Here is a 21,966-nt window from a genome sequence, read left to right on the forward strand (position 1 = left end):
AATCCGAAATGCGCGTAGCCCTTTACCAATGTCCGCCGTTGCCCCTTGATGTCGCCGGCAATCTGCAACGCCTGCATCAATTGGCACTGGAGGCCAAAGGCGCCGATTTGCTGGTGCTGCCGGAAATGTTCCTGACCGGCTACAACATCGGCGTCGATGCGGTCAGCGTCCTCGCCGAGGTGCACAACGGTGAATCGGCGCAGCAGATTGCGCGCATTGCCAAGACGGCCGGGATTGCCATTCTGTATGGCTACCCCGAGCGCACCGAGGACGGCCGGATCTACAACTCGGTGCAGTTGATCGACGCCCATGGCGAGCGCTTGTGCAACTACCGCAAGACGCACCTGTTCGGCGACCTCGATCACTCGATGTTCAGCGCCGGCGGGGATGATTTCCCGCTGGTGGAGCTCAATGGCTGGAAGCTTGGTTTCCTGATCTGCTACGACATGGAATTCCCGGAAAACGCCCGACGCCTGGCCTTGGCCGGCGCCGAGCTGATTTTGGTGCCGACGGCAAACATGATTCCCTTTGATTTCGTCGCTGATGTCACCGTCCGCGCCCGAGCCTTCGAAAACCAGTGCTATGTGGCCTACGCCAACTATTGCGGCCACGAAGGCGATATCCAGTACTGCGGCCAAAGCAGCATCGCCGCGCCGGATGGCAGCCGTGTCGCCCAGGCCGGGCTGGATGAAGCGTTGATAGTCGGTGAGCTGGATCGGCAGTTGATGGTGGATTCCCGCGCCGCCAATCGCTACCTCATTGATCGCCGTCCCGAGCTTTACGGCGAGCTGAACAAGCGCTGAGTTACCGTTATCCGCTAGCATTAGCGCTTCTCTGCTCTGGAAGTGCTCATGCCTGCGTTGAATCCCCCCCGCCCTCACACTGAAACCCTGGCCAACGGCCTGCGGGTGACGCTGCGCCATGCCCCGGATTTGAAGCGCAGCGCTGCGGCGTTACGGGTCGCGGCCGGTAGTCATGACGTGCCTTTGGCCTGGCCCGGACTGGCGCACTTTCTTGAGCATTTGCTGTTTCTCGGCACCGAGCGTTTTCCTACTGGCCAAGGACTTATGGCCTACGTTCAGGGGCATGGCGGGCAGGTGAATGCGCGAACCAGTGAACGCACCACGGACTTCTTTTTTGAGTTGCCGCCTCAGGTATTTGCCGGTGGGCTGGAGCGTCTGTCAGACATGCTCGCTTACCCGCGTATGAACCTGGACGATCAGTTGCGGGAACGGGAGGTGTTGCAAGCCGAGTTTGTGGCTTGGTCCCAGGATGCGACGGCGCAACAGCAACTGGCCCTGTTTGACGGACTGTCGACGTCCCACCCGCTGCGGGCATTTCATGCGGGTAATCGGGATAGCCTGGCGGTGCCGCAACCCGAGTTTCAGCAGGCGCTGAAAGACTTCTATCAGCGGTTCTATCGGACCGGTCAGATGACGTTGAGTCTGGTGGGGCCGCAGGGTCTTGATGAGTTGAGGGCGATGGCCGAGGCATTCGGTGCCGTTATTGCTCAGGGCGAAAATGCCCTACAGCAATCGCCGACTCCTCTGATGGATTCCTCCGACAAAAGTTATCAACAGGCCAGTGAGAGTCAGTTGGACCTGCTGTTCACCTTCGAAGCGCTTCCCGACTCATCAGCCGAGGCGCTGGCGTTTCTGTGCCATTGGCTGAACGCCGCGAAACCCGGCGGTCTGCTGGCCAATCTGCAAGACAGCGGCATGGCCGACAGCTTGAAGGCCACGCCGCTGTACCAGTTCGCCGGGCAAGCCGTGCTGCATATCGAATTCAAACGGCCCACCCATGCAGCGGGAATTCAGGCACAACTGATGGATTGGCTGGGGTTCTTTGCCGCGCAGCAAGACTGGAGCGGACTGCGTAGCGAATATGCGGCCCTGCAACAGCGCCAACAGCACGTCAGCAGCGCCTTGCAATTGGCCCAGCGTGACAGTGAACAGCGCGAAGTCGGTTTATCTGAGCAAGGTATTGCTGCCCTCAAGGAAGTTCTGAAGCAAATCGGCGCTGTGGATAACTTCACCGGCCAATGGCAACTCCCAACGCCTAACCCGTTTTTGCGCGCCGACGAACCGCTCGCCAACGCCGGACTGATCCGTGGCCAAACCAGCGCCCACCGTGGTTTGCGCACCTTTGCCCAAGATCGCTCCCGCGGTCGTCGCGAACGCTCGTCGATGCAGTTCAGCCAGGCATTGCCGGGCAACACCGATGAGGGTGCAATTTATCTGCGCTGGCGTTTGGACTCAAAGCCGGATACCCGCTTGCAGTCAGCCCTGGAACACAACCTGCAACCGTTGCGCGAAGACGCCCGCCAGGCCGGTGTCGATTTTTCCTTCAGCGCCACGGGCAACGAATGGCTGCTGAAATTGACCGGCCTGCAAGCGCCGATGCCCACCGTCCTCGAACACGCGCTGACCGCTCTGACAAATCCTGATGCCGGTTTCCCACTCGTGGAGTCGACTAGTCCCACGTTGATCCCGATCCGGCAACTGCTCAAAGCCTTGCCTGAGTATGCCCTCGAACACACCGGGGTCTCAGCCGACCTGCAACAACTCCGGTCCGGCGCCCGTTGGGATGGTCTTGCCACGGGCCTGTCCGCCCAGACCCAAGCCGCCATGGGCGTTGCCTTGAGCCGTATCCCCGGCATTACGGACAATCAACTGACCCCAACGCCCGCGATCAACTCACAGCATCTGTGGCACACCGTCGACACTGGATCGAGCGAACACGCGCTACTGCTGTTCTGTCCGACAGCCACTCAGGAAATCTCTGACGAGGCCTGCTGGCGCTTGCTCGCACATTTGCTTCAGACCCCGTTCTACCAACGCCTGCGGGTCGAGTTGCAACTGGGTTACGCGGTGTTCAGCGGCCTGCGCCAGATAAACGGCCAGACCGGTCTGCTGTTGGGTGTGCAATCACCCAACGTCGCTGCCGCCGAATTGCTGAAGCACATCGAAGACTTCTTGAGCGGACTGGCCGACGGCATCGAGGAATCCACTTACCTCGCCCAACGCCAGGCCCTGGCCGATCAATTCGATAGCACCACGTTGCCCACCGCCCAAGCCGCCGAATTGCTTTGGCAGGCCAAGCTTGCTGGCCACTCGTCGGATTACCTGATGCAACTTCCTGAAGCAATTTTAAGGATCGACCGACACGCACTGCTCGCCGCCGTTCAACGCCTGATCAACGCCGAAGGCGGCTGGCGCTGTCTGGCCAGCGATGCCTGCCCGAGCGCGCCCTGGCAAGGGTCAAAATGATCATTACCGAGGCTGCAATTAGCTTTCTCAAAGTTTCACGGGCAACGGCTCTGTAATTTTGAGTAACATAGCCACCTAACTATCTGAACATCTCCGGCTGGAGGTGGACTATATGTATAGGTCTCAACTGTCCCATCCACCTGAAAGGAGCACTCCCATGTCCTGGTCCAAACCTGCTTACACCGACCTGCGTATCGGCTTTGAAGTCACCATGTACTTCGCAAGCCGCTAAGTTTGTCGCGTGGTTCAGCGCCTCGGTCTGCCGGGGCGTTTTTATTTTCAGTGTTGAAATGATGGAGCGCCCATGTTTGTCCAGATTCTAGGTTCCGCCGCCGGCGGTGGTTTCCCGCAGTGGAATTGCAACTGCGTGAACTGCGCAGGCTTTCGCGACGGCAGCCTGAATGCCAAGGCGCGGACCCAGTCGTCCATCGCGATTTCCGATGACGGCGTGAATTGGGTGCTGTGCAACGCCTCGCCGGACATCCGCGCCCAGCTCCAGGATTTCGCCCCAATGCAACCGGGCCGTGCCCTGCGGGATACAGGGATCAGCGCGATCATCCTGATGGACAGCCAGATTGACCACACCACCGGCCTGCTCAGCCTTCGCGAAGGTTGCCCGCATCAGGTCTGGTGCACGGACATGGTCCATGAAGACCTGAGCACCGGGTTTCCGCTGTTCACCATGCTGACCCACTGGAACGGCGGGCTGAACTGGAACCGCATCGAGCTTGACCAGAGCTTCAGCATCCCGGCTTGCCCGAACCTGCGCTTCACCCCGCTGCCGCTGCGCAGCGCCGCGCCGCCCTATTCGCCGCACCGCTTCGACCCGCATCCGGGCGACAACATTGGCCTGATCGTCGAAGACCTCAGCACCGGTGGCAAGCTGTTCTACGCACCGGGGCTGGGCAAGGTCGATGCGCCGCTGCTGGAAATCATGGCCGGCAGCGATTGCCTGTTGGTGGACGGCACGATGTGGGACGACGATGAAATGCAGCGCCGTGGCGTTGGCACCCGCACCGGTCGGGAAATGGGTCACCTGGCGCAGAACGGCCCCGGCGGCATGCTGGAAGTGCTGGAACAACTGCCCGAACAGCGCAAAGTGCTTATCCACATCAACAACACCAACCCGATTCTCGATGAAGATTCGCCGGAGCGGGCGGAGCTGAATCGGCGTGGGGTTGAAGTGGCGTATGACGGGATGGGTATTGTGTTGTAGCTAGCGGCCCCTTCGCGGGCAAGCCTCGCTCCTACAGGTTGATCGCTATCCCTTGTAGGAGCGAGGCTTGCCCGCGAAGGCGTCAGACCCGACACCAAAGAACCACCGGTCCTACCCGGAGAACCGAAATGACTGACACTGCAATGTCCCCCACCGAGTTCGAAGCCGCCCTGCGCGCCAAGGGCGCCTACTACCACATCTACCACCCCTATCACGTGGCGATGTACGAAGGCCGGGCGACCCGCGAGCAGATCCAGGGCTGGGTCGCCAACCGCTTCTACTATCAGGTGAACATTCCCCTGAAAGACGCCGCGATCCTCGCCAACTGCCCCGACCGCGAGATCCGTCGCGAGTGGATTCAGCGCCTGCTCGACCATGACGGCGCCCCCGGCGAAGACGGCGGCATTGAAGCCTGGTTGCGCCTGGGCCAAGCGGTGGGCCTCGACCCGGATCAGTTGCGCTCCCAGGAACTGGTGCTGCCCGGCGTGCGTTTCGCCGTGGACGCCTACGTCAACTTCGCCCGTCGCGCCAGTTGGCAGGAAGCCGCCAGCAGCTCATTGACCGAATTGTTCGCACCGCAGATCCACCAATCGCGCCTGGACAGTTGGCCGCAGCATTACCCGTGGATCGACCCGGCCGGCTATGAGTATTTCCGGACCCGTCTGGGCCAGGCCCGCCGCGATGTCGAGCATGGTCTGGCCATCACGTTGCAGCACTACACGACGCGGGAAGGCCAAGAGCGCATGCTGGAAATTCTCCAGTTCAAACTGGACATTCTTTGGAGCATGCTCGATGCCATGACCATGGCCTACGAGCTGAATCGCCCGCCGTATCACAGCGTGACCGAGCAACGGGTCTGGCATAAAGGAATCACCTTATGAGTTTTGATCGCAGCAAGACCCCGACCTGGCGTACGGGCTACCGTTTCCAGTACGAACCGGCGCAAAAAGGCCACGTGCTGCTGTACCCGGAAGGCATGATCAAACTCAATGAAAGCGCCGCGCTGATCGGCGGCTTGATCGACGGCGAGCGTGATGTGGCCGCGATCATTGCCGCACTGGACGCGCAGTTCCCTGGCGTGCCCGAGCTCGCTGAAGACATCGAGCAATTCATGGAGGTCGCCCGTGCTGAGCACTGGATCGAACTTGCCTGATTCCGTGTCGGACAAGTTACCGCCCAAACCGCAAATCGGCCTGCCGCTGTGGCTGCTGGCCGAACTGACCTACCGCTGCCCGCTGCAATGCCCGTATTGCTCCAATCCGCTGGATTTCGCCGAGCAGGGCAAGGAGCTGAGCACCGAGCAGTGGATCAAGGTGTTTCGCGAAGCGCGGGAGATGGGCGCGGCGCAGTTGGGTTTCTCCGGCGGCGAACCGCTGGTGCGCCAAGACCTCGCCGAGCTGATCGCCGAGGCGCGCAAGCTGGGTTTCTACACCAACCTGATCACCTCCGGCATCGGCCTCACCGAGCAGAAAATCAGCGACTTCAAGAAGGCTGGCCTGGACCATATCCAGATCAGTTTTCAGGCCAGCGACGAGCAGGTGAACAACCTGCTGGCGGGTTCGAAAAAAGCCTTCGCCCAGAAACTGGAAATGGCCCGCGCCGTGAAGGCCCACGGCTATCCGATGGTGCTGAACTTCGTAACCCATCGGCACAATATCGACAAGATCGACCGCATCATTGAGTTGTGCATCGCCCTTGAAGCGGACTTCGTCGAACTCGCGACTTGCCAGTTTTACGGTTGGGCACAGCTCAATCGTGTCGGCCTGCTGCCGACCAAGGAACAACTGGTCCGCGCCGAACGCATCACCAACGAATACCGCGCCAAGCTGGAAGCCGAAGGGCATCCGTGCAAGCTGATTTTCGTCACCCCGGACTACTACGAAGAACGCCCGAAAGCCTGCATGAACGGCTGGGGCAGTATTTTTCTGACAGTGACACCGGACGGAACGGCGCTGCCTTGTCACGGCGCCCGACAGATGCCGGTGCAATTTCCCAATGTGCGCGACCACAGCATGCAGCACATCTGGTACGACTCGTTCGGCTTTAACCGTTTTCGTGGTTACGACTGGATGCCCGAGCCATGCCGTTCGTGCGACGAGAAAGAAAAGGACTTCGGCGGCTGTCGCTGTCAGGCGTTCATGCTCACGGGCGATGCCAGCAATGCCGACCCGGTGTGCAGCAAGTCGCAACATCACGACGTGATTCTCAAGGCCCGCGAAGAAGCCGAGCACGCGAGCCAAACCATCGAACAACTGGCCTTTCGCAATGAACGAAACTCACGCCTCATCGCTAAAAGCAGCTGAACCCTTCAGCGCCATCAAGGCCGTTGCCGCCGGTATCGACTTTGCCGAGTTGCTGGTCGGCCGCCATGGTCTGTTCTGGAACGAGTACCGTCCCGAGGATGCCGCGTGCCGCATCTGGCACTGGCACGACGGCCAGGCCAAGTGCCTGACGCCGCCGGGGTTCAGTGCCCGCAGTCGCGTGTACGAATATGGCGGTGGAGCGTTTTGTCTGACAGACGACGGGATTGTTTTCGTCAACGAAGCGGACCAGCAACTGTACCGACAATCGCTGACGGGCGAGACGCCTGAAGTGCTGACGTCGACTGAGTGTCGTTATGGCGATCTACAGTTTGCGAATGGCCAGGTATTGGCAGTTGAAGAAAACCGTGATCAGCACCGTTTGGTGGCCATCGATCTGGCGGACGGCGCACGGCATTTGCTGGCCGAGGGCGCGGATTTTTACGCCGCCCCGACGTTGAGCCCTGACGCACAACGCCTGGCCTGGATCGAGTGGAGCCGGCCCGATCAGCCGTGGACAGCGACCCGCTTGATGGTTGCCGCACGCCTGAACGATGGCAGTTTTGCTCAACCCCGTTGCGTGGCGGGTGATCGGGCTCAGGAGTCCCTGCAACAGCCGCGCTTCGATGCCAGCGGCCGCTTGTATTGCCTGACGGATCGCGGCGGTTATTGGCAACCGTGGGTGGAATCGGCAGCAGGTTTGAACCCACTGACCAGCACCGCTGCCGATCACGGTCCGGCGCCGTGGCAACTCGGTGGCAGCACTTGGCTGCCCCTGGGAGAAGAACGTTATCTGGCGAGCTGGACCGAAGGTGGCTTCGGCCGACTGGGACTGTGCGGCGACGCGGCGCAGGATTTCACCGGGGACTACAGCCGCTTCCGAAGTCTCGCACTGGATGAACGGTTTATTTACTGCATCGCCGGCTCGCCGATCAGTTCTTCGGCGGTCATTGCCATCGACCGCAGTACGCGGCAGGTCAAGGTCCTGGCCGGCGGCATTGCGCCGCTGCCCGCCGAGCAGATCAGCCGCCCGCAAACCCTGCGCTACCCGAGTGGTTCGGGCGAGGCCCATGGTTTCTTTTACCCGGCGATGACCGGCGCAGCGAAACCGCCGCTGGTGGTGTTCATCCACGGCGGCCCGACCTCGGCCTGCTACCCGATGCTCGACCCACGTATCCAGTATTGGGCGCAACGGGGCTTTGCCGTGGCCGACCTCAACTACCGAGGCAGCAGCGGCTATGGCCGGGCTTATCGTCAGGCACTGCACTTGAGCTGGGGCAACGTGGATGTGGAAGATGCCTGCGCCGTGGTCGCCTACCTCGCCGAACGTGGGCTGATCGACGGCGACAAGGCCTTCATCCGTGGCGGCAGTGCCGGCGGCTACACCACCCTCTGCGCGCTGGCGTTTCACAAGGTCTTTCGCGCTGGGGCCAGCCTTTATGGCGTCAGCGATCCCGTTGCACTGGCCAGGGCAACCCATAAGTTCGAAGGCGACTATCTGGACTGGTTGATTGGCGATCCAGAGCAGGACGCCGAACGCTATGCGGCACGAACGCCATTGCTGTATGCGAGCAATATTTCGGTGCCGGTGATTTTCTTTCAAGGCGAGTTGGATGCCGTGGTGGTGCCGCAACAAACCCGCGATATGGTCACGGCGCTGGAGGACAACGGCATTCTGGTCGAGGCCCATTACTACGCTGACGAGCGTCATGGGTTTCGCAAGGCGGGGAACCAGGCGCATGCGCTGGAACAAGAGTGGTTGTTTTATCGGCGGGTGATGGAATTAGCCGATTGAAACCGCGGCGCGCCCTTCGCGGGCAAGCCTCGCTCCTACAGGATTGATGTCGTTAGCCCGATTTGTGGCACGACATAAAACCCGTAGGAGCGAGGCTTGCCCGCGAAAGCGATCTACCTGACGCCGCGAAACTCAGCGCTTGGCGATGATATACACCGCATGCACGATCCCCGGAATATACCCACACAACGTCAGCAGAATATTCAGCCAGAACGCCCCGCCGAAACCGACTTGCAGAAACACACCCAGGGGCGGCAACAGAATGGCGATGATGATTCGAATAAAGTCCATGGGTCAGCTCCTGATTTGAAGTTGGCTCGTACGAGCCACACAACCAATCGACCTGCGCCGTTCGTCAGGGTTCAGTGCGGTTCTTCAGGCCAACATTTCGCAGAGACAAAAAAAACGCCCCACACCAAAAGAATCAGGCATGGGGCGATGCGTTATTACCGCGAGACGGTTCGGGAGTTCGTGCAGGACGGGTCTGATCAGACGGCAATCCCTTTGCGGCACTGCAATTGCGCGGTGCGCACTCGGGAGAACGCTCGAGTCAGGCGCAACAGCATTTCATCGATGTTGGCTTTGCTGACGGTGAGGGCCGGGGTGAGGCGCAGGCAATCGGGCTGTGGCGCGTTGAGGAGCAAGCCTTCGTGGAGTGCGGCTTTGACTACGGCGTCTGCTGAATCGTCGGACAGGCTCAGTCCCCAAAGCAGGCCTTGCCCGCGCAATTCGCCGTGGCCGTAGCGATGGGACAGGCGCCGGAGGCCTTCGCGAAGGTGTTGACCGGTCTGGCGCACATGATCGAGAAATCCGTGGTCCTGCACGCTGCCCAACACGGCCAGACCAGCCGCGGTCATCAGTGCATTGCCGTGGTGGGTGCCGGTCATTTCGCCGAGGTCGAAACAGCAGGCTTTGCCCCGGGCCAGCAACGCGGCCAACGGCACGCCGCCGCCCAGGCCTTTGCCGAGCACGACGATATCGGCCCGTACACCGTAGGATTGTTCCGCGAGCAAGGTGCCGCAGCGGCCAATCCCGGTTTGCACTTCGTCGAGAATCAGCAGGATGCCCAGTTCGCGGCACAAACGCTCAACACCCTTGAGGTAATGATCGTCCGCAGGAATCACTCCGGCTTCACTCTGAATCGGCTCGAGCATGATCGCCACGGTCCGGGCATCCACCGCCGCGTGCAACGCCGGAAGGTCATTGAACGGAACGTGGCTGAAACCCGGCAACTGCGGCTCGAATCGGTTGCTCAGGTTCGCGCTGTCCGACGCCGATATCGTCCCGAGACTACGACCATGGCAACCGTTGCTGGCCACGATGATCCGCGAAGCACCGCCACGATGCAGTTGGCCCCACTTGCGGGCCAGTTTGATCGCTGCGTCACAGGCTTCGCTGCCACTGTTGAGCAGATACGCCTGGTCGCTGCCGGTGCTGGCGCAGAGGCGATCAGCGAGGTTGAGCATGCCACGGTTATGCAGGCCGAAACCGGGGTTGATCAGTGCCCGGGCCTGATCAGAAATTGCGTTAACCAGCACTGTAGGGCTGTGTCCTAGGCTGTTGGCCCCGCCACCCTGGGTGAAATCCAGATAAGCGCGGTCATCGCTGTCCCATAACCATGAGCCCTGGCCCCGCACAAAAATCTGTTGCGGCCGCTCGACACTGGGCATCAGGCACTCGCTGGAAAGGTTGTCACTACGGGTCGGCAGTGAAGCGTCCATGACCAAATCATCAAGACTGGGTGGATTGCGCCGCAAATTGAACAGATTCATCGCAAAAAACCTCGCTGGAGGTTTTTTGTCTTTCCTATGCAAACACCATCGCTGCAAACGGTATTCATCGTGCGTTCCGGCCCTGTAAGCCTTGTGAATGCGGTTAGACTAGGGCCGAGCACGGCGTTGAGCCATTTCGATTTCACAGTATTTTCGATAAGTATTACTTATGGATTTCAAGCAACTGCGTTATTTCGTCGCGGTCTACGAAGAAGGCCACGTGGGCCGGGCTGCCGAACGATTGTCCATCTCGCAACCGGCGCTGTCGCAGCAGATCCGCCACTTGGAACAGAACCTCGATGTGAGCCTGTTCGAGCGCAGCAGCAAACGCCTGTTGCCGACCCTGGCGGCGCACACGTTGTACAACCACGCGTTGCCCCTGCTCGATGGCCTGCAACGGGCGCGGGAAGCCTTGGGCAACTTCAAGGGTCAGGCATTGCGCACCCTGGCCATTGGCGTGTTGCAGACCGTGCACAGCAGCCTGGTGCCGCAGATGCTGGAACGGGTGCGCAAGGCCCAGCCGCATCTGGTGGTGCAGATTTATGAACTGACGGGCCTGGAGATCGAGCGGCGCTTGCTCAACGGTTCCCTGGACATCGGCATCAGCTACCTGCCAACGCGTCAGCCAGGGTTGCACGGCGTAATGCTGTACGAAGATGAACTGACCCTTGTCATCCCGGCGGATCATCCGCTGCGGGAATTCAAGAAAGTTTCCATGAGCCAGGCGGCAGAGTTGCCGATGCTGCTGTTGGGCGAAGAGTTTCAGCTGCGGCAGATCTGGCAGACACAATTAGCCAATCTGGGCCGGCGTCCTCAAGTGCAGGCCGAGCTGAACAACATGGCGGGGATTCTCGACAGTCTGCCCCATACCCGACTGGCCACGGTTCTCCCGGGGCGTTCGCAAAAAGCGCTTGGCAGTCATGAGTTGCTGTGGAAACCGCTGACCGAGCCGCGAGTGCCGTTAAAAGTCGGGTTGGTGTGTCGAGATGTGCAACGGCAACAGGCCTCGCTGGCCTTGTTGCAGACATTGCTGGAGGAAGTCCTGAATGGACCTGATGACCGCTTGAAAGGCTCGTCAACAATGGCCTGAGCACTTTTCTACGGACAAAGAAAACCCCGCCGAAGCGGGGCTTTGCAGACTGTTTCCCTGACATCCATTTCACTCCGCCGTCCTGGCAGAATCCTACGTGTCCGTGTTGTTGCTTTGCGCTTCCTGCGCGACGTCCATGTGAAGTAGATTAGCTCTGGATCCAATCCGCGCATATGGGAGAACAGCAGCACGTCATGTAAGAGAATGCTTACATTACGTTAAAGGGTCAGAACTGCGATGCGTCCAGCAGGAACAGCGATTCGCTACCGGCCTTCACCGACGCGCTCAGCGAGTGAATCCGTGGCAGCAGACGGGCGAAATAGAACCGCGCGGTGCCAAGTTTGCTCGCGTAGAAATCGTCCTGCGCTTCTTTGCCGAAAGCGGCCTTGGCCATCAATGCCCACATGTAGGCATAGGCAACGTATCCAAATACTTGCAGATACTCGACCGAGGCTGCGCCAATTTCATTCGGGTTGTTTTTCGCCCGGTCCAGCAACCACAAAGTCAGCTCATCAAGGGTTGTCACCGCGTCGTTCAGCGGTTTGGTGAACTCCGCCAGATCAGCACTGGCCGTGGCGGTGAAGTGACGAATCTCGTCGGCGAACAGGTTGTAGAACGCCCCGCCGCTGCCGACGATCTTGCGCCCGACCAGGTCCAGCGCCTGGATGCCGTTGGTGCCTTCGTAGATCTGGGTGATGCGCACGTCGCGCACCAGTTGTTCCTGGCCCCACTCACGGATGTAACCGTGGCCGCCGAACACTTGCTGGCCGTGAACCGTGGTTTCCAGGCCCAGGTCGGTCAGGAATGCCTTGGCCACCGGTGTCAGCAGCGCCACCAGGTCTTCCGCACGCTTGCGGGTGGTCGGGTCTTCGCTGAACTTGGCGGTGTCCAGTTGCATCGCCACGTAGGTGGAAAACGCACGGCCGCCTTCGTTCGAGGCTTTCATGGTCAACAGCATGCGCCGCACATCCGGGTGGACGATGATCGGGTCAGCGACCTTGTCTTTGTTCTGCGCGCCAGTCGGCGAACGGCTTTGCAGGCGATCCCGCGCATATTCGACAGCGTTCTGGTACGAGCGCTCGCCGGTAGCCAGGCCCTGAATACCCACGCCCAAACGCTCGTAGTTCATCATAGTGAACATCGCCGCCAGGCCTTTGTTCGGCTCGCCGACCAGGTAACCCACGGCTTCGTCGAAGTTCATCACGCAGGTCGCGGAGGCCTGGATGCCCATTTTGTGTTCGATCGAACCGCAGTTCGCCGGGTTGCGCGCGCCCAGGCTGCCATCAGCATTGACCATGAACTTCGGCACCAGGAACAGCGAGATGCCTTTCGGCCCGGCCGGTGCATCCGGCAGTTTGGCCAGAACCAGGTGAATAATGTTCTCGGTCAGGTCGTGTTCGCCGCCGGTGATGAAGATCTTGGTGCCGCTGACTTTGTAGGATCCGTCGGCCTGAGGTTCAGCCTTGGTGCGGATGATCCCCAGGTCCGTGCCGGCGTGGGGTTCGGTCAGGCACATGGAGCCGGCCCAGACGCCGGCGTACATGTTTGGCAGGTACGCGGCTTTCAGTTCGTCGCTGGCGTGGGCATTGATCGACAGGCAGGCGCCGGCGGTCAGCATCGGGTACAGACCGAACGACAGGCTGGCGGAGTTGACCATTTCTTCGACCTGGGCCGACACAGCCTTGGGCATGCCCATGCCGCCGTAGGAAGGATCACCACCGACCCCGACCCAACCGCCTTCGGCATAAGTCTGATAAGCCTGGGGGAAACCTGCCGGCGTGGTGACGGCACCGTCCGCCCAATGGCAACCTTCTTCGTCAGCCGCACGGCTCAGGGGCGCTATGCTTTTGCTGGTGACTTTGCCGGCTTCTTCGAGAATGGCTTCGACCGTTTCGGCATCGACGGTGTCCGCCAGCGCCGGCAGCTCGGCCCAGAGTTTGGCGACCTCGAAAACTTCATTGAGGACGAAGCGCATATCGCGCAGGGGCGCTTTGTAGTCAGCCATGGCAAACCTCGCAGGATCTTTACAGGTGATTCGTAGGAAGAGTGATTTCGTTGAGTTCGAGTGTAACCCAACAACTTTTACGACACATAGGGTCAGCTCATGACTGATTTGTAATGTTTAGTCATCAGAGTGCATCTGAGAAAATGCATTCGCGGGCAAGCCTCGCTCCTACAGGTCTTCGCCGTGCACCGATTACGCGAACGACACAGAACATGTAGGAGCGAGGCTTGCCCGCGAAGCTTTTAAACCGACGTCTCAGAGCGCAAACAACTCCGCCGGCAGCTTCATCAGGCAATCACTCCCCGCCTCGATCGCCGCCCGATGAGCGGCGGTGCGTGGCAGCAATCGCTTGAAATAGAACTCGCAGGTCGCCAGTTTGCCGCGCAAATAATCCGCATCACCGCTGCCCGCCTCCAACTGCGCCTGAGCCACCAGCGCCATACGCAACCACAGATAGCCGAGGATGATGTAACCGCTGTACATCAAGTAATCCACCGACGCCGCGCCGACTTCATCCGGATTTTTCATCGCGGCCATGCCGATTTTCGTCGTCACCTCGCCCCACTGCTGATTCAACTCGTTGAGCTGCGCCACGAAGCTACCCAACTGCGGATGCTCGGCGTTGGCCGCGCAGAGCTTGTGGACGATTTTGGTGAAGCCACGCAGCAGCTTGCCCTGGCTGCCGAGGACTTTGCGCCCCAGCAGATCCAGCGCCTGAATGCCATTGGTGCCCTCGTAGATCGGCGCAATCCGACAGTCGCGCACCAGCTGCTCCATGCCCCACTCGCGGATGAAGCCGTGACCGCCAAACACCTGCATGCCGTGGTTGGTCACTTCCAGGCCGGTGTCGGTCATGAAGGCTTTGCAGATCGGCGTGAGAAACGCCAACAAGTCCTCGGCCTCCTGGCGCGCCGTTGCATCCGCACTTAAATGCGCAACATCCAGCAACTGCGCGGTGAAATAGGTCAGCGCCCGGTTGCCTTCGTTGAAGGCCTTCATGGTCAGCAACATTCGCCGCACATCCGGATGCACGATGATCGGGTCAGCGACTTTTTCCGGGGCTTTAGGGCCGGTCAGCGAACGCATTTGCAAACGATCGTTGGCGTACTTGATCGCGCCTTGGAAGCTCGCTTCGCCCAGACATAACCCTTGCATGCCCGTGCCGAGGCGTGCGTGGTTCATCATGGTGAACATGCAGTTCAGGCCCTTGTTCGCTTCACCAATCAAATAGCCCTTGGCGTCGTCGAAATTGAGCACGCAGGTGGCCGAAGCCTTGATGCCCATTTTGTGTTCGATGGAGCCGCAGGAAACGCCGTTGCGCTCGCCCGCTTCGCCGTCAGCATCGGGTAGGAATTTGGGCACGATAAACAGCGAAATGCCCTTGGTCCCGGCCGGCGCGTCCGGCAGTTTTGCCAACACCAGATGAATGATGTTGTCACTCATGTCGTGTTCGCCGGCGGAGATGAAAATCTTGCTGCCGGAAATCGCGTAACTGCCATCGGCCTGGGGCACGGCGCGGGTCTTGATAATGCCCAGGTCGGTGCCGCAATGGGCTTCGGTCAGGCACATGGTGCCGGTCCATTGGCCTGCTGTGAGTTTGCTCAGGTAGGTCTGTTTTTGTTCTTCGGTGCCGTGGGCGTGGATCGCTGACATTGCGCCGTGGGTCAGGCCTGGGTACATGCCCCAGGACGTGTTGCTGGACGCGATCATCTCGCTGATGACCAGGCCCAGCGAGCTCGGTAAACCCTGGCCGCCGTATACCGGATCCGCCGCCAGACCATGCCAGCCTGCCTCAACGTATTGTGCGAAGGCTTGCTTGAAGCCTGTAGGCGTTGTCACCACGCCATTGTCGAAATGGCAGCCTTCTTCGTCACCGCTGCGATTGAGCGGTGCCAGGACGTTCTCACAGAATTTCGCGCCTTCTTCGAGGATCGCGTTGACCATGTCCGGGCTGGCATCAGTGGCGCCCAGTGCGGCGTAGTTGCTGTGAAAGTCGAAGACGTGGTCGATCAGGAAGCGCATGTCGCGCAGGGGAGCTTTGTACTCAGGCATGGTCGTTTCTCCGGCGGCAGATTCCTCAAACCTACTGCCGCGCACCACGCCTCACAATCACAGTCCAGACGCTGAATGCGCCGTCATCACTCAACCCGCAGCGGCGTCCATGCGTATCGCGCCACGACGACTTTGACCGTACGCCACCACGCAGTTGCGTCCGGCACCCTTGGCGCTGTAGAGCGCTTCGTCCGCGGACTTGAGCACTTGTTCCGGCGTGCGTTGCTCCAGACGTTCGGCGACGCCGATGCTGACCGTCACCGACACACTCGACGCGCCTGAACCGGCCCGGCGCTGGCGACCTTGCTGGTCGTCCTGAGGCCGGTCCGGATTACGCAATTGAATGTTGTAGGACGCAATCGATTCGCGGATGACTTCCAGGTGCGGCATGCACTCTTCCAGCGTCTTGCCCGCGAACACCAGGGCGAATTCCTCGCCACCGTAGCGATACGCCCTACCGCCACCGCTGATTTTCGACAGCTTGCTGGCGACCAGTCGCAACACCTGATCGCCGACATCGTGGCCGTGGGTGTCGTTGAATTTCTTGAAGTGATCGACGTCGCTCATGGCCAGCACGTAATTGCGCCCCAGGCGCTGCATGCGTTCGTTCAAGGCGCGGCGCCCGGGCAGGCCGGTGAGTTCGTCGCGGAAGGCCATTTGATAGGCTTCGTGGGCAACGGCTGCGGCAATCATCAACATCACCTGGCTGCACATGATGTTCAGGGTGAACGGCAGGATGAAGGTTTTCGGCAACATCCAGAACAACCCCAGCAAACCCACCAGTTGCGCGGCATGCAAAGGCCTCGGGTTGCGCCAGTATTGCCAGGTCAGCAGCACGAACGAAGCGATGAACACCGGATAGGACAACTGGATCAGGCTCATCCACGCGCCATGCAAGGCTGGCCAACGGATCTCCGACAGCCACATCAGCAGCGCCTGTGGGTAACTTTGCTCAATGCCCAGCGCCACGCTGCCGAACGCCAGCAACACGGCAAAGCGCGCCACCATGTCCTGGAACAGGTGGGTGCGCTCCTGCCACGCCGCGAACAGGCCGAACAGCAAGGGCAGCAGCAGGCAGCAGAGATGGAACACCACCGCCGCGTCTTCGCGGACCTTGCCGTTGTCGCGGTAATAGTCGGTCTGGGTGTCGAGCAAAAAGTAGGCGGTGTACACCGTGACCATCAGAAAAAGTTCGCGCTGGCGTCGGTAAACCGCGCAATACGCACCGCCGAGCAACAGCACCAAAGTCGGCAGCACGTTGAACAGCGAGGTGAAGAAGACGTTGAGATCCTTGATGTACGCAGCCGAAAGCCCAGCGAGCAACAGCAGCAGTGAGGGCAGGAAATGACTGAAACGTACAGCGGAAGAACGTGGCAAGGGTAAAGCTCCGACCCGGCATAGCAATTGATGGCATTGTGCCTGCAATGCACGCAATTAAGCACACGAAATGTGATGCAGGTCACGTGAACGTCTCTTTAACGGCAGAAATGCCGAGTATCTGAGTCAATTGCTGAGGTTTTTTAATGCGACACACAACCTGTGGCGAGGGAGCTTGCTCCCGTCCGGCTGCGAAGCAGTCGTTGAACCTGTCGACTGGGTTCTTCTGATGAAAGGGGGGCCGCTTCGCGACCCAGCGGGAGCAAGCTCCCTCGCCACAAAAGCTTCCTCGCCATAGATACTCGACGGTTCAGAGATCGTTATAGAACGGCTGCAATGGCCCCTCAGTCGCGGCGCGTCCTTCCGCACCAATCGGCTTGAGCGCAATCGGAGCATCGAGCGCCTGCCGGGTCGAGATCTTCGGACTGACGGGCCGTGCCGTTACGGCGTTTTCGTCACCAACATGGCCCTGGGGAATGACCAGCGACGGATGATCGAACGGCGCCTGCTCCCAGGCCACGCGCGGATCGGTCAACCCGACTTCCATGAACTTGACCAGCGCATCGACTTCCTCAGGGGTCAGGTTCAGCGAAGTCATGTCCGGATCAAGGTTCGAAGCGTTGTGCTGGTTCGCCGACGGATGTTCAAAGCCACTGGTATTACTCGCATCCTCGCCGCGCCGGTCGCCGCCACGGTTGTAAAACTCCATGACCTGCTTCAGCGTCGCCCGGCTGCCATTGTGGAAATACGGCCCGGTCAGCGCGATGTTGCGCAGCGTCGGTGTCTTGAACGCGCCATCCACGGCATCGCGGAAACCGACGTTGGGCTTGAGCGTCGCGTCGCAAGGCAATGCCGCACTCAAGGGCGCTTCGAAGGTGCAGACATCGACATCCAGCGGGTCAGGCACCTTCGCGCCTTGCAGTAGGGTGTTGTACTCCCGGGTGAAGGACAAAGGATTGCCCCACGCGTCCGAACCGCCCAAAGCCAAATCTTCCGACGTCGGCCGCACACCTGTGTTGTAGAAGCCGTTGTCATAAAGCGTGGTGAGGTTATCGGCCATCACCATGCGCTCGATGCGCTCGCGGGGATGGAACAGCAAGCGGCTGCCGGCGTTGGTCAGCTCCGCGCCGCCATGGCAACTGACGCATTTGCCCTTGCCCAGGAACAGGTTCATGCCTTCGACCTGCTGGGCATTCATGGCCGAATGATCGCCCTGCAAGTAGGCGTCCAGCGGAGCCTTATCCGAGATCAGGGTGGATTCGTACATTTGGATGGCAAGCCCGAAAAACAGCGGGAAGTTGGCCTCCATCTGGGTGTACGGCGCATCGCCCAGCAGCACCTGTTGCGTGGCATTCCACAAACGTGGCTGGAACGCAGCCTTGATCAGTTCGCGATAGGTTGGCCGGCGCGCTCCAGACACGGAGGCCAGCACCGAATCGGTCGAGGAAATCCGTTGTTGCTTGAGCATCAGCGTGTCGAGCATGCGCCGGCCAATGTCCGCAAACGTACGCCCGCCGCAGGACATTTCCACCGGACTGCCGGGAGGCCCCACGGCCTGCGAAGCTGCCGAGGCATCGTTGAGTGCAAGCCGCACCTTGGTCGCCACACCGCCGCGCTCGCCGGTGACGAAAATCCCCGCATCAGGATCACGATTGCCGAACGGCGAGAAGCCGTTGAACACGTTGTTCGCACGACCATCCCAGAAATTTCGCACGTTAAAAGCGGCGTTGATCACCGTCGGCGCGTTACGCCCGGTGCTGCGGCGGACGTTGATGCCGCCCACCTGGAAGATCCCGTCAGGCTGCTGGGTGCACTTGTCGAAGCGCGGTTGGTGCGGTTTGACGAAGTTGGCGTCGAACACGCCTTGGGAGCCGATCACGTCGTCGGTGGAATAGAGGATCGGCGAATTGCGATCCAGTGGATTGGCCAGCACATGAGTCGGGAAGTCGGTTTTCTTCAGCGTGTAGTTCGGGCCGCCCTTGCCGCCGGATTTGGTCAGGTAAGAGGCCACATCGCCCGGAATGTCGGACGCCACAAACGGCTTGTTGAAGATCGAGGCGACGTTGGCATTGGTGTGCGCCTGGCCAGGGTTGATCTGGTTGGTGATCCGGTGATCGACACCCGCGTGAAAGTGGCAGGACGCGCAAGCAGTCGAGCCATCGCTGCCGATCTCCATGTCCCAGAACAGCGCTTTGCCTAACAGGATGGCTGCTGAGCGGTTGAGCACGTAGTCGGTCATCAAATCGACCTTGCGCCCGCCTTCGGTTCCCGAGGGATCCGGTGGCGTCATGCCGCGCAGTGATTGCAGGGTGGGGACTTCCGGCAGGGGTGGATCGACTTCTGGCGCTGTAGCGGCAAGCGCACTCTGTACGGACAGCGCGAACAGGCAGGCCAAACGAACCCTTCGAACGATGTTCATGCGCTTCACCCTGACGACACTGTCGATTCAATTTGTGGTTGTCAGCGGTTTTGCAATTAATCTGCCAGTACGTTACAGGCCCATCTGCCGGGCGTTGACCCGGTCAATCCCCTTATTTCCGGGTATTAATACCGGGGAATGGGCCCCAACAATGGGGGCTCGAATTCAAGGCAAAAAAAAGCCGCCACTCCCGAAGGAGCGGCGGCTCTTTTATTGGACTGCGCTAAGGCTTAGTAACCCAGTGCGAAGTCTTCTTCTTTCATGTCCATCAGGTTGTTGGCGCCCGACAGCATGGTCACTACGTGAGTGCGTGTACGCGGCAGGATGCGCTGGAAGTAGAAGCGCGCAGTCTGCAGCTTGGCGGTGTAGAACGCCTCTTCGGTGGTGCCGGCAGCCAGTTTTTCGGCGGCCAGGCGTGCCATGTCAGCCCAGAAGTAGGCCAGGCAGGCGTAACCGGAGTACATCAGGTAGTCCACGGAGGCCGCGCCGACTTCTTCGCGATCTTTCATGGCGGCCATGCCGACCTTCATGGTCAGTTCGCCCCACTCTTTGTTCAACGCAGCCAATGGCTCGACGAACTCTTTGACGGCTTCGTTGCCTTCGTTGGTCTGGCAGAACTTGTGGACGATCTTGGTGAAGCTTTTCAGGGCCTCGCCTTGAGTCATCAGCACTTTGCGGCCCAGCAGGTCGAGAGCCTGGATACCGGTGGTGCCTTCGTACAGCATCGAAATGCGGCTGTCGCGAACGTTCTGCTCCATGCCCCACTCGGCGATGAAACCGTGACCACCGTAGATTTGCACGCCGTGGTTAGCGGATTCGAAACCGACTTCAGTCATAAAGGCTTTGGCGATTGGAGTCATGAAGGCCAGCAGTGCGTCGGCTTTCTTCTTCTCTTCTTCGTCCACGCCGTACTTGACGATGTCGACCTGTTTGGCGGTGAAGTAAACCATCGCACGGTTGCCTTCGGCGAACGCCTTCATGGTCAACAGCATGCGGCGTACGTCTGGGTGCACGATGATCGGGTCAGCGGCTTTTTCCGGCGCTTTCGGGCCAGTCAGGGAACGCATTTGCAGACGATCGCGAGCGTATTTCAGGCCGCCCTGGAAGCCGATCTCGGCGTGAGCCAGACCTTGCAGCGCGGTGCCCAGGCGAGCGGTGTTCATAAAGGTGAACATGCAGTTCAGGCCTTTGTTCGCCGGGCCGATCAGGAAACCGGTGGCCCCGTCGAAGTTCATCACGCAAGTGGCGTTACCGTGGATGCCCATTTTGTGTTCCAGGGAACCACAGGTCACGGCGTTGCGAGCGCCGATCGAACCGTCTGCGTTCGGCATGAACTTGGGAACGATAAACAGCGAGATGCCTTTGGTGCCAGCCGGTGCATCCGGCAGGCGGGCCAGTACGATGTGGACGATGTTATCGGCCATGTCGTGTTCACCGGCCGAGATGAAGATCTTGGTGCCGGAGACTTTGTAGGAACCGTCGGCCTGAGGTTCAGCCTTGGTGCGCAACATGCCCAGGTCGGTGCCGCAGTGCGGCTCGGTCAGGCACATGGTGCCGGTCCATTCGCCGGAAACCAGTTTGGTCAGGTAAGCCTCTTGCTGCTCAGGCGTACCGTGCTCGGAGATGGTGTTCATCGCGCCATGGGACAGGCCTGGGTACATGCCCCACGACCAGTTGGCTTCGCCAACCATTTCGCTGACCGCCAGACCCAGGGACTCTGGCAGGCCTTGGCCACCGTGTTCCACGTCGTGGGCCAGGCTTGGCCAGCCGCCTTCAACGAATTGCTTATAGGCTTCTTTGAAGCCAGTCGGGGTTTTAACGCCGGACTCGCTCCAGGTGCAGCCTTCGGTGTCACCCACGCGGTTCAGCGGTGCCAGCACCTGCTCACAAAACTTGGCGCCTTCTTCGAGAATGGCGTCAACCATGTCCGGAGTTGCGTCTGCGCAAGCCGGAAGGCTCTGATAGTGCGCTTCGTAGCCGAGCAGTTCGTCACGAACGAAGCGAATATCACGCAAGGGGGCCTTGTAGTCAGGCATAGCGATAAACCTCTGCTGATGTAACCGGGAATGAACGACCGTGTTGATTTGTTGTGACGGTCAAACAGTTGTTTGAAACATACGTTTACGCCTAAATCTTGTCAAGCGCCGATCTTTTGCCGTTCGTCATCATGCCCTGCGCATAACGGCCACACAGCCGCGCACCGCCGTCCAAAGAACAACAAGTGATGCAGGAAAGATTAGTTGAGGGAGAAGGACTTACGCAGAAAAACGCCGCGAAGATTCGCGGCGTTGGGGGAGCAGATTCAGCAATTGATCAAGCGTAGGTATCAATCAACGTACCGAGCATTTCATCGGAAGCCTTGGCGACTTTCGCCCCCAGCTCTACCTGAAACTTGCCCTGGGACATTTCGACCACACTGCTGGCCACGTCCGATTGCTGGCTGCGGTCCACGGAACGCAGGCGATCGACCTGAGCCTCGGAAGATTGGCTCTTCTGCGAATGATCAATGACGGTATTGGCGATCTGGCCGGCGGCCTGATCGACACGGTTCTGCCCGGTCTGAATAGTGCTCAGACCGGCATAAAAAGCGGTGCTTCCTGAGATTTCCATGGGAGAACTCGTCCTTACAAAGGATCAACAGCGGCCATTGAAGCAGACGCGCAAGCAAAAC

The 21,966-nt window shown here is 60.0% G+C and carries 17 protein-coding genes; 9 read left to right on the top strand and 8 right to left on the bottom strand.

Annotation, left to right across the window (positions count from 1 at the left end; genetic code table 11):
- The first annotated feature begins 8 nt into the window (after positions 1-8).
- The 8 genes from BK665_RS32525 (at position 9) to BK665_RS32560 (ending at position 8,580) form a co-directional block, all read left to right on the top strand.
- Positions 9-803: a carbon-nitrogen hydrolase family protein gene (locus BK665_RS32525; RefSeq protein ID WP_123410555.1), complete on the top strand. Its 795-nt coding sequence runs from the start codon at positions 9-11 to the stop codon at positions 801-803.
- 48 nt (positions 804-851) lie between these two features.
- Positions 852-3,269 carry a pyrroloquinoline quinone biosynthesis protein PqqF gene (pqqF, locus tag BK665_RS32530; RefSeq protein WP_123410556.1) on the top strand — a complete coding sequence of 806 codons (2,418 nt, stop codon included), beginning with the start codon at positions 852-854 and terminating at the stop codon, positions 3,267-3,269.
- Between the two features lie 157 nt (positions 3,270-3,426).
- Positions 3,427-3,501: a pyrroloquinoline quinone precursor peptide PqqA gene (pqqA, locus tag BK665_RS32535; protein ID WP_009045898.1), complete on the top strand. Its 75-nt coding sequence runs from the start codon at positions 3,427-3,429 to the stop codon at positions 3,499-3,501.
- A gap of 72 nt (positions 3,502-3,573) precedes the next feature.
- Positions 3,574-4,485 (top strand): pyrroloquinoline quinone biosynthesis protein PqqB, encoded by a 912-nt coding sequence (gene pqqB, locus BK665_RS32540; protein WP_123410557.1) that lies wholly within the window; start codon positions 3,574-3,576, stop codon positions 4,483-4,485.
- A 128-nt stretch (positions 4,486-4,613) separates the two neighbouring features.
- Positions 4,614-5,366, top strand: coding sequence for a pyrroloquinoline-quinone synthase PqqC (gene pqqC / locus BK665_RS32545; RefSeq protein ID WP_123410558.1), 753 nt, complete (start codon positions 4,614-4,616; stop codon positions 5,364-5,366).
- Positions 5,363-5,638: a pyrroloquinoline quinone biosynthesis peptide chaperone PqqD gene (gene pqqD, locus BK665_RS32550; RefSeq protein ID WP_123410559.1), complete on the top strand. Its 276-nt coding sequence runs from the start codon at positions 5,363-5,365 to the stop codon at positions 5,636-5,638. The genes pqqC and pqqD overlap by 4 nt, the downstream gene beginning before the upstream one ends.
- 4 nt (positions 5,639-5,642) lie before the next feature.
- Positions 5,643-6,788 carry a pyrroloquinoline quinone biosynthesis protein PqqE gene (pqqE, locus tag BK665_RS32555; protein ID WP_185076721.1) on the top strand — a complete coding sequence of 382 codons (1,146 nt, stop codon included), beginning with the start codon at positions 5,643-5,645 and terminating at the stop codon, positions 6,786-6,788.
- On the top strand, positions 6,751-8,580 hold the full coding sequence (locus BK665_RS32560; RefSeq protein WP_123410561.1) for a S9 family peptidase: 1,830 nt from the start codon (positions 6,751-6,753) through the stop codon (positions 8,578-8,580). The genes pqqE and BK665_RS32560 overlap by 38 nt, the downstream gene beginning before the upstream one ends.
- Before the next feature lie 132 nt (positions 8,581-8,712).
- On the opposite strand, the gene BK665_RS32565 is transcribed toward BK665_RS32560, so the two are convergent.
- On the bottom strand, positions 8,713-8,871 hold the full coding sequence (locus BK665_RS32565; RefSeq protein ID WP_003228885.1) for a YqaE/Pmp3 family membrane protein: 159 nt from the start codon (positions 8,869-8,871) through the stop codon (positions 8,713-8,715).
- Between the two features lie 197 nt (positions 8,872-9,068).
- Positions 9,069-10,352, bottom strand: a complete 1,284-nt coding sequence (locus BK665_RS32570) for an aspartate aminotransferase family protein (RefSeq protein WP_123410562.1) — start codon at positions 10,350-10,352, stop codon at positions 9,069-9,071.
- Positions 10,353-10,521: 169 nt separating this feature from the next.
- Here BK665_RS32570 and BK665_RS32575 point away from each other — a divergent pair, with 169 nt between their 5' ends.
- On the top strand, positions 10,522-11,442 hold the full coding sequence (locus tag BK665_RS32575) for a LysR family transcriptional regulator (RefSeq protein WP_123410563.1): 921 nt from the start codon (positions 10,522-10,524) through the stop codon (positions 11,440-11,442).
- A 226-nt stretch (positions 11,443-11,668) separates the two neighbouring features.
- Here BK665_RS32575 and BK665_RS32580 read toward each other — a convergent pair whose 3' ends face one another.
- The 6 genes from BK665_RS32580 to BK665_RS32605 all read right to left on the bottom strand — a co-directional run bounded on the left by BK665_RS32580 (position 11,669) and on the right by BK665_RS32605 (position 21,905).
- A complete protein-coding gene (locus tag BK665_RS32580; protein ID WP_123410564.1) occupies positions 11,669-13,447 on the bottom strand; it encodes an acyl-CoA dehydrogenase C-terminal domain-containing protein in 1,779 nt (592 codons plus the stop codon).
- A gap of 255 nt (positions 13,448-13,702) precedes the next feature.
- Positions 13,703-15,499 (bottom strand): acyl-CoA dehydrogenase C-terminal domain-containing protein, encoded by a 1,797-nt coding sequence (locus BK665_RS32585; RefSeq protein WP_123410565.1) that lies wholly within the window; start codon positions 15,497-15,499, stop codon positions 13,703-13,705.
- 90 nt (positions 15,500-15,589) lie between these two features.
- Positions 15,590-16,876: a GGDEF domain-containing protein gene (locus BK665_RS32590; RefSeq protein WP_123410566.1), complete on the bottom strand. Its 1,287-nt coding sequence runs from the start codon at positions 16,874-16,876 to the stop codon at positions 15,590-15,592.
- Between the two features lie 310 nt (positions 16,877-17,186).
- Entirely contained in the window at positions 17,187-19,295 is a 2,109-nt protein-coding gene (locus BK665_RS32595; protein ID WP_123410567.1) for a cytochrome-c peroxidase, read from the bottom strand.
- Positions 19,296-19,525: 230 nt separating this feature from the next.
- The gene (locus tag BK665_RS32600) at positions 19,526-21,331 is read right to left on the bottom strand and encodes a phenylacyl-CoA dehydrogenase (protein WP_123410568.1); all 1,806 of its coding nucleotides are present in this window, start codon (positions 21,329-21,331) and stop codon (positions 19,526-19,528) included.
- Positions 21,332-21,608: 277 nt separating this feature from the next.
- Complete coding sequence (locus BK665_RS32605) at positions 21,609-21,905, bottom strand: pyrroloquinoline quinone biosynthesis protein PqqE (protein ID WP_123410569.1); 297 nt, start codon at positions 21,903-21,905, stop codon at positions 21,609-21,611.
- Positions 21,906-21,966 lie beyond the last annotated feature (61 nt).

Origin of the sequence: Pseudomonas frederiksbergensis, from assembly GCF_003732665.1 — a bacterium.
Lineage (GTDB): Bacteria > Pseudomonadota > Gammaproteobacteria > Pseudomonadales > Pseudomonadaceae > Aquipseudomonas > Aquipseudomonas frederiksbergensis_G.